At 56.9% G+C, this 6,906-nt stretch carries 7 protein-coding genes; 5 read left to right on the top strand and 2 right to left on the bottom strand.

The annotated features are described in order from the left end of the window. Positions 1 to 129: 129 nt before the first annotated feature. The 5 genes from ATO67_RS12110 to ATO67_RS12130 all read left to right on the top strand — a co-directional run bounded on the left by ATO67_RS12110 (position 130) and on the right by ATO67_RS12130 (position 5,495). Positions 130 to 1,461, top strand: a complete 1,332-nt coding sequence (locus ATO67_RS12110; RefSeq protein WP_067648992.1) for an alpha/beta hydrolase — start codon at positions 130 to 132, stop codon at positions 1,459 to 1,461. Between the two features lie 71 nt (positions 1,462 to 1,532). Further along, positions 1,533 to 2,570, top strand: a complete 1,038-nt coding sequence (locus ATO67_RS12115) for a 4-hydroxyproline epimerase (protein ID WP_067648995.1) — start codon at positions 1,533 to 1,535, stop codon at positions 2,568 to 2,570. Between the two features lie 96 nt (positions 2,571 to 2,666). Continuing rightward, positions 2,667 to 3,704: a dihydroorotase gene (gene pyrC, locus ATO67_RS12120; RefSeq protein WP_067648997.1), complete on the top strand. Its 1,038-nt coding sequence runs from the start codon at positions 2,667 to 2,669 to the stop codon at positions 3,702 to 3,704. A gap of 70 nt (positions 3,705 to 3,774) precedes the next feature. Further along, complete coding sequence (locus tag ATO67_RS12125) at positions 3,775 to 4,473, top strand: orotate phosphoribosyltransferase (protein WP_067648999.1); 699 nt, start codon at positions 3,775 to 3,777, stop codon at positions 4,471 to 4,473. Between the two features lie 95 nt (positions 4,474 to 4,568). Beyond that, positions 4,569 to 5,495 (top strand): carbohydrate kinase family protein, encoded by a 927-nt coding sequence (locus tag ATO67_RS12130; protein ID WP_067649002.1) that lies wholly within the window; start codon positions 4,569 to 4,571, stop codon positions 5,493 to 5,495. A 74-nt stretch (positions 5,496 to 5,569) separates the two neighbouring features. On the opposite strand, the gene ATO67_RS12135 is transcribed toward ATO67_RS12130, so the two are convergent. Both ATO67_RS12135 and ATO67_RS12140 read right to left on the bottom strand, forming a co-directional pair. Beyond that, positions 5,570 to 6,040 carry an ABC transporter permease family protein gene (locus tag ATO67_RS12135; RefSeq protein ID WP_067649005.1) on the bottom strand — a complete coding sequence of 157 codons (471 nt, stop codon included), beginning with the start codon at positions 6,038 to 6,040 and terminating at the stop codon, positions 5,570 to 5,572. 18 nt (positions 6,041 to 6,058) lie between these two features. Beyond that, a complete protein-coding gene (locus ATO67_RS12140) occupies positions 6,059 to 6,727 on the bottom strand; it encodes a hypothetical protein (protein ID WP_245303967.1) in 669 nt (222 codons plus the stop codon). Positions 6,728 to 6,906 lie beyond the last annotated feature (179 nt).

The raw sequence follows: 6,906 nt of genomic DNA on the forward strand, positions 1-6,906 counted from the left end.
TCAGCATGGCACGTTCGACACAGTTGTGTGAAAAGCGTCGGTCACCAGGGTCGTCATCGCTGGCTTCCCCGTGTTGCTTCTGCGATAAGCGGATCAATGGCGCAATGATGTGCGCGGGGAGAGTAAGCAATGGCCTTCAGGCTTGTGGCGATGTTGACGATGATCGCCTTTCTTGCAGGTTGCGGCGGGCGTCCCATTGGGGTGATGACGCCGACCGGGCAGAGGGTACAGGGCACGTCTGCCGTAAACCTTCTGGTTGCCACCACCCGTGCGCCATCTGATGACAAGGCCATCTTGTTCGGGGGCGAGCGTGGTACGGGGCTGAAGGTCGATGCGATATCCGTTTCCATTCCGCCTGAGGTCAACCGAAAGGTTGGTCAGGTGCAGTGGCCGAAGAAGCTGCCGGCCGATCCGTTGAAGAGCTTCACCACTGTTTCCGTCGAGCCACTGACCAATGATGCCGACAGCCGCAGCTGGATCAAGCGTAACAGCCTGAAAAACAAGCGTGTGCTGGTTTTCGTGCATGGCTTCAACAACCGCTATGAGGAATCGGTATACCGCTTTGCGCAGATCGTCCATGATTCCGGGTCCGATGTTTTGCCGGTGGTGTTCACCTGGCCATCGCGCGCCAGCGTGTTCGACTATAATTACGACAAGGAAAGCACCAATTATTCCCGCGACGCGCTGGAAGAAATGCTGACGCGGCTGGCCAAGGACAATGCCGTCAATGACGTGACGATCATGGCGCATTCCATGGGCACCTGGCTTGCGGTCGAAGCGCTGCGCCAGATGGCGATACGGCACGGGCGCGTTTATCCCAAGATCAACAATGTCATTCTGGCCGCACCGGATCTCGATGTCGATGTGTTTGCGCGCCAATATGCAAGCCTTGGCAAGGAAAAACCAAAATTCACGCTGTTCGTCTCGCAGGATGACAGAGCGCTCAGCCTCTCCAGACGCATTTCCGGAAATGTCGACCGCCTCGGCCAGATCGACCCCAGCGCGGAACCCTATAGAAGCCAGCTGGAAAGCGCGGGCATCACTGTTCTCGACCTCACCAAGCTGAAATCCGGCGATAGTCTCAACCATGGCAAGTTTGCCGAAAGCCCGGAGGTTGTGCGTCTTATCGGCGGGCGGTTGATCGACGGTCAGACGGTGACGGATTCCGATGTCGGTCTGGGTGAGGCTATCGGTGCCGTCGGCATTGGTGCCGCACAAACCGTGGGCACGGCGGCCAGCGTCGTCGTCAGCGCGCCGATTGCGGTTTTCGATCCACGCACGCGGGAGAATTACGGTCGTCAGGTCGAGCGTCTTGGCCGTTCCGTGGGCAACACGGTTGGTTCCGTGGGTGACACGGCGACGAGCGTCGTTGATCCGCAGGCGTTGAACAACGGTGCCCGGCGGTCCAGCGATTGTAACCTGTCTGTCAATCGTGGAAATTCCGAATGCCGCGGTCGCTGAACCCATAATATACAAACAGTATTTTATGGGTTATGACCTGCATATCCTAATCTTTCACCGGAGTGGTCCCCATGCGCTTCAAACGTACCCTTCAGCTTCTCGATGTTCATTGCGAAGGTGAAATCGGGCGTGTCGCCACGGGTGGTGTACCAAAAATTCCGGGCAATACGGTGGCTGAACAGCTTCACTGGCTGAACACCGATCCAAAAGGCGAGGAACTTCGCCGCTTTCTGACGCTGGAGCCTCGCGGCGCGCCCATCGGCTCCGTCAACCTGCTGCTGCCGCCCAGGCACCCGGATGCGGACGCCGCTTTCGTCATTCTCCAGCCGGATCAGGCGCATGCCAGTTCCGGCTCAAATTCTATCTGCGCCACCACCGCGCTGCTGGAAAGCGGCATGGTGGAAATGAAGGAGCCCGAAACCATCGTCATGCTGGAAACCGCAGCTGGCCTGGTAAAAGCTACCGCCACCTGCCGCGATGGCCGCTGTGAGAAAGTGAAACTCACGATGGTGCCCTCCTTCGTCCATGCGCTGGACGTCGAACTCGATACCCCGGACTGGGGTCGTATCCACATGGACATCGCCTATGGTGGCATTTTTTATGCGCTTGTTGATGTCGGCCAGATCGGGCTCACCATCGACAAGGCCAATGCGGCAAAGCTGGTGGCGGCGGGCATGGTGCTGAAGGATATCGTCAATCGCGATATCCCCGTGGCCCATCCTGAAATCCCCGCCATCTCGGGCGTCGCCTATGTGATGTTCCGAGACACGGAGGCCGATGGCACCATTCGCACCTGTACCACCATGTGGCCGGGCCGGGCGGATCGCTCGCCCTGCGGCACGGGCAATTCTGCCAATCTGGCCACGCTGCATGCGCGCGGCAAGGTAAAAATCGGCGATACCTACACATCGCGCTCCATCATCGGCACGCAGTTCGAAGTGGGCCTTTCGGCGGTCACAGAGGCTGCCGGTAAAGCCGCAGTCATACCCACCATCACAGGGCGCGGCTTTACCTTCGGCATGCACCAGGTCTGGCTTGACCCTGACGATCCACTGGCGGACGGTTTTGCCATGACCGATGTCTGGGGTCCGCAGGCGGGTGCGATTTAACAACCGTTTTTGCGCCGAAAAAGTCGCTTAGGGCGCTGTCTTCTCGCGTAAAATGGTGTTAAACGGGCGCAATTCCAGCAAGCCCGAGGTTTCACGATGAAGTCGATCACCCTTCGCCGCCCTGATGACTGGCACCTGCATCTGCGCGATGGCGCGATGCTGGAAGGCGTGATTGGCGATACCAGCCGCCATTTTGCCCGCGCCATCATCATGCCGAACCTCGTTCCTCCGGTGGTGACGACGGCAGATGCGATTGCCTATAGGGATCGCATCGTGAAGGCCATTCCAGCGGGTGATCGCTTCCAGCCGCTCATGACGCTGTACCTGACTGAACACACAAGCCCCGACGATGTCGAAGAAGGAAAAACCAGCGGCCTTATCACCGCCGTCAAGCTCTACCCCGCCGGTGCCACTACGAACTCCCATGGCGGCGTGCGGGACATGGACAAGGCCATGCCGGTGTTGGAGCGCATGGCGAAGATTGGCCTGCCCCTCTGCGTTCACGGCGAAGTCACGACACCGGAAGTCGATGTTTTCGACCGCGAAAAAGTCTTCATCGACACGGTTCTGGACCCGCTGCGCCAACGTCTGCCTGAGTTGAAGATCACGATGGAGCATGTGACGACGCAGGACGGTGTCGATTACATCAAGGCATCCAAGTCCAACCTCGCTGGCTCCATCACCACGCACCACCTCATCATCAACCGCAACGCCATTCTGGTGGGCGGCATCAAGCCGCATTATTACTGCCTGCCGGTGGCAAAGCGCGAAGAACATCGTCTGGCTCTGCGCGCCGCCGCCACCTCCGGCGACGAGCGTTTCTTCCTGGGTACCGATTCCGCCCCCCATGTGGACCCGCTGAAGGAATGTGCCTGCGGTTGCGCGGGCGTCTACACCTCCATCAACACCATGAGCTGCCTTGCGCACGTGTTCGAGCAGGACAACGCACTTGACAGGCTGGAAGCCTTCACCTCGCTCAATGGCCCGGCGTGGTATGGCTTCGCACCCAACGAAGACACGATCACTCTGGTCAAGCGCGATGAGCCGGTGAGCTTCCCCGCCAAGATCGACACTGGCGCAGGCCCGGTCACGGTGTTCGACCCGATGTTCCCGCTGCATTGGGACGTTGCCTGAATTTTTCAATCCCTGCCGGTTTATCCGGCAGTTTTTCTATGTGCTTTATGACGATAAAGGAAAACGCCTGATGTCCCAGTTTACATTCACGGATCGCGCCTTGGTGGCAGAACTTGTCGCGAAGATGCTGTGGGAGATCAAGGCGGTTCATTTCAATTCCGAGAGCCCCTACACATTCGCATCGGGCATGAAGAGCCCAGTCTATATCGACATGCGCAAGCTGATTTCCTACCCGCGCATCCGCTCCGCTGTGATGGATTTTGCTGCCGCCAAGATCGTTGCCGATGCTGGCTTCGAGAAGTTCGACTGCGTGGCTGGTGGTGAGACGGCGGGCATTCCCTTTGCGGCATTTCTCGCGGAACGCTTGGGCTTGCCGATGATCTATTGCCGCAAAAAGCCCAAGGGGCATGGCCGCAATGCGCAGATCGAAGGCCATATGCCGGAAGGTGCGCGCGTGCTGGTCATCGAGGATCTGACGACCGCTGGCGGCTCCATGTTTACCTTTATCGATGCCATCAGGGCCGCTGGCGGCATTGTCGATCATGGCATCGCGCTGTTCTATTACGGCATTTTCCCGGAGGCGGAAGCACGCTTTGCCAATGGGAACGTGAAGCTGCATTACCTCAGCACATGGCGCAATGTTCTGGCTGTTGCCCGTACTGAGAAACTGTTCGATGACAAGACCCTGTCGGAAGTCGAGGCCTTCCTCGACAATCCGCTGCCATGGTCTGCCGCCCAGGGCGGGGTCAGCGAATTGCCGCAATCCTGATCTTCTTTTATGTCAAAGTTTCGATTGGAAGACGTCTGGCCAATTCAGGCGAAGTTGTTTAAATCGATTTAGTTTTTGATACGGAGGAGGACCGGATGATCCTGTGTTGTGGTGAAGCCCTGATAGATATGCTGCCGCGTGAAACCACGAAAGGCGAGCCGGGTTTTGCGCCCTATGCAGGCGGGGCGGTCTTCAACACGGCCATCGCGCTGGGGCGTCTGGGCGTGCCATCCGCCTTCTTCTCCGGCATTGCCGATGACATGATGGGTGAAATCCTCAAGGACACGCTGAAGGCCAGCAATGTCGATTACAGCCTCTGCGCCTTCTCGCACCGCCCCTCGACCATCGCGTTCGTGAAACTGGTGGACGGCCACGCGACCTATGCCTTCTATGATGAAGGCACGGCCCTGCGCATGCTGTCAGAGAGCGATCTGCCCAACATCGGCGCCGATTGCGAAGCCATGCATTTCGGCGCCATCAGCCTCATCCCCGAACCCTGCGGCAGCACTTACGAAGCGCTTCTGATGCGCGAACATGAAAAACGCGTCATCTCGCTCGACCCCAACATCCGCCCCGGTTTCATCAAGGACAAGCAGAAACACCTCGAACGTATCAACCGCATGGCCGCCAAATCGGATATCGTCAAATTCTCGGATGAAGATCTGGCCTGGTTCGGTCTGGAAGGCGACGAAGACACCCTCGCCCGCCACTGGCTGCACCACGGCGCCAAACTCGTCGTCGTCACCCGCGGCGCACAGGGCGCCGTCGGCTACACCTCCAGCCTGCGCGTGGAAGTGCCAAGCGAACGGGTCGAGGTGGTCGATACCGTCGGCGCAGGCGACACCTTCGACGCCGGCATCCTCGCCTCACTGAAACTCCAGGGCCTGCTGACCAAGCCGCAGGTTGCAGCACTGACGGAAGAGCAGATTGCCAAGGCGCTCGCGCTCGGGGCGAAGGCTGCGGCTGTGACAGTTTCACGCGCCGGGGCGAACCCGCCTTGGGCGGAGGAGATTGGGCTGTGAATATCTGATATAATCAGTTTTTTTGCGAACTTAGACTGCTACCTAAGCGACCCTGCCTCTAATTTCGGTCATTGTTATCTGCCGGAATTGGCCGCAGGGGTGCCCGATAGTTCTTCAAAGCGTTTCGGTGCAATGTAGACCGTGATTGTCGCCTCCGCGAAGGGCGCTAGCTGTATGATCGCAGCGACATCGAAGCTCAACATTTGCGGTGCATGGCCCAGCGGGGTCGATATGCCTGTAGGGTGGACCAGAAGAAACTTGTCGCCGACCTTTATGCCAAGTTTATCAGCTACATACTTACCAATAACGGCGTGATGGCTGGTAGAAAATTCGACTGGCTTCAGGTTCGTCCAGACGTTGAGCTTGGAAAAGTCTCCAACTTCTATGCCTTGAACGAGCACGCCAGTCGAGTGATTATTGGCAGTCGCCAAAGCTTCGGTGGATGGGCCGACCAATTGGCTAAAGGCTGCACCTTGTTCGAAAAAAATGAATGCGATTGAAACTAAGTTAGCCCAAAAACCAATCCTGAAAGTCGCTTTCAACATACCAAGGCGCCCTTTAGGTTAACGAACAATCCCACTCAGATAAATATCCTCTCCACGTCGCTCTTCGCTGAACACGAAATCGTCCTTCCTGAGAAACGTATCAAACCAATTCACAAGCTGTTCAGCGGTCAGGGTGTTGCGGTAGGCGGTGAGCTTTACTGTAAGAGGTGCTGTGAAAGCGAGAGCAAAGCTGGTGCCGAATTGAGTTTCACCCAGAACTTGTGCTGAAAACGTCCCGCCTCCATCGTGGCGCAACGAGATTTCGGCCTTTTGGAAAAACTCGTCGCTATAGGTCGTGATTAGGCCCGGGGCCTCCCACCAATCCTCATCCTTTAATCTGTTCGGAGTACCTTCACCCTGAAAATTCACGTGTATCGTTTCAAGGCTTCGGTAGTCGCGATTTTGAAAATGTTTAACTGGAATATCTAACCACTGGGTATCTAGGCAGGGATTGAGCCACTGAGCAACATCATCTTCAGGATCGTTATTGGGGTCAAAGAAAAATTTCGGGGACAATATCCTCAGATCTAGGTTAACGAAATCGTCAAGGATTTTTCCGGGGAAGGATCCGCTCGAGGCTCGCAGGGCGATGACGGGCTTTTGCGCCGGAAGGTCAAGCGAATAGCCTTTATAAACAAACTTAAAATGCCCCATAAAACCTCTCAACTGTTCGACGGGCGCGGCCACCTGACTTACCTAATAGTTGTATTTTTGATGAATCATATTCAACAAGTCAATCATGAGATGTTTTGTGCCAAGCACATCACAGAGCTACGAGTATTCTGAAATTGAACCGCGCCGGGTTTGCCGGAGGCCATTTCGTTTAAGTTATGCGGCCATGGCTGGTTCGTCCAGCATGGCGTAGT

It is taken from the genome of Agrobacterium bohemicum (assembly GCF_001562555.1).
Lineage (GTDB): Bacteria > Pseudomonadota > Alphaproteobacteria > Rhizobiales > Rhizobiaceae > Agrobacterium > Agrobacterium bohemicum.

What these genes read in the sequence shown, in the direction of transcription:
- ATO67_RS12110 (WP_067648992.1), top strand. Translation starts at nt 130, where the DNA reads ATGGCCTTCAGGCTTGTGGCGATGTTGACGATGATCGCCTTTCTTGCA.
- ATO67_RS12115 (WP_067648995.1), top strand. Translation starts at nt 1,533, where the DNA reads ATGCGCTTCAAACGTACCCTTCAGCTTCTCGATGTTCATTGCGAAGGT.
- pyrC (WP_067648997.1), top strand. Translation starts at nt 2,667, where the DNA reads ATGAAGTCGATCACCCTTCGCCGCCCTGATGACTGGCACCTGCATCTG.
- ATO67_RS12125 (WP_067648999.1), top strand. Translation starts at nt 3,775, where the DNA reads ATGTCCCAGTTTACATTCACGGATCGCGCCTTGGTGGCAGAACTTGTC.
- ATO67_RS12130 (WP_067649002.1), top strand. Translation starts at nt 4,569, where the DNA reads ATGATCCTGTGTTGTGGTGAAGCCCTGATAGATATGCTGCCGCGTGAA.
- ATO67_RS12135 (WP_067649005.1), bottom strand. Translation starts at nt 6,040, where the DNA reads ATGTTGAAAGCGACTTTCAGGATTGGTTTTTGGGCTAACTTAGTTTCA.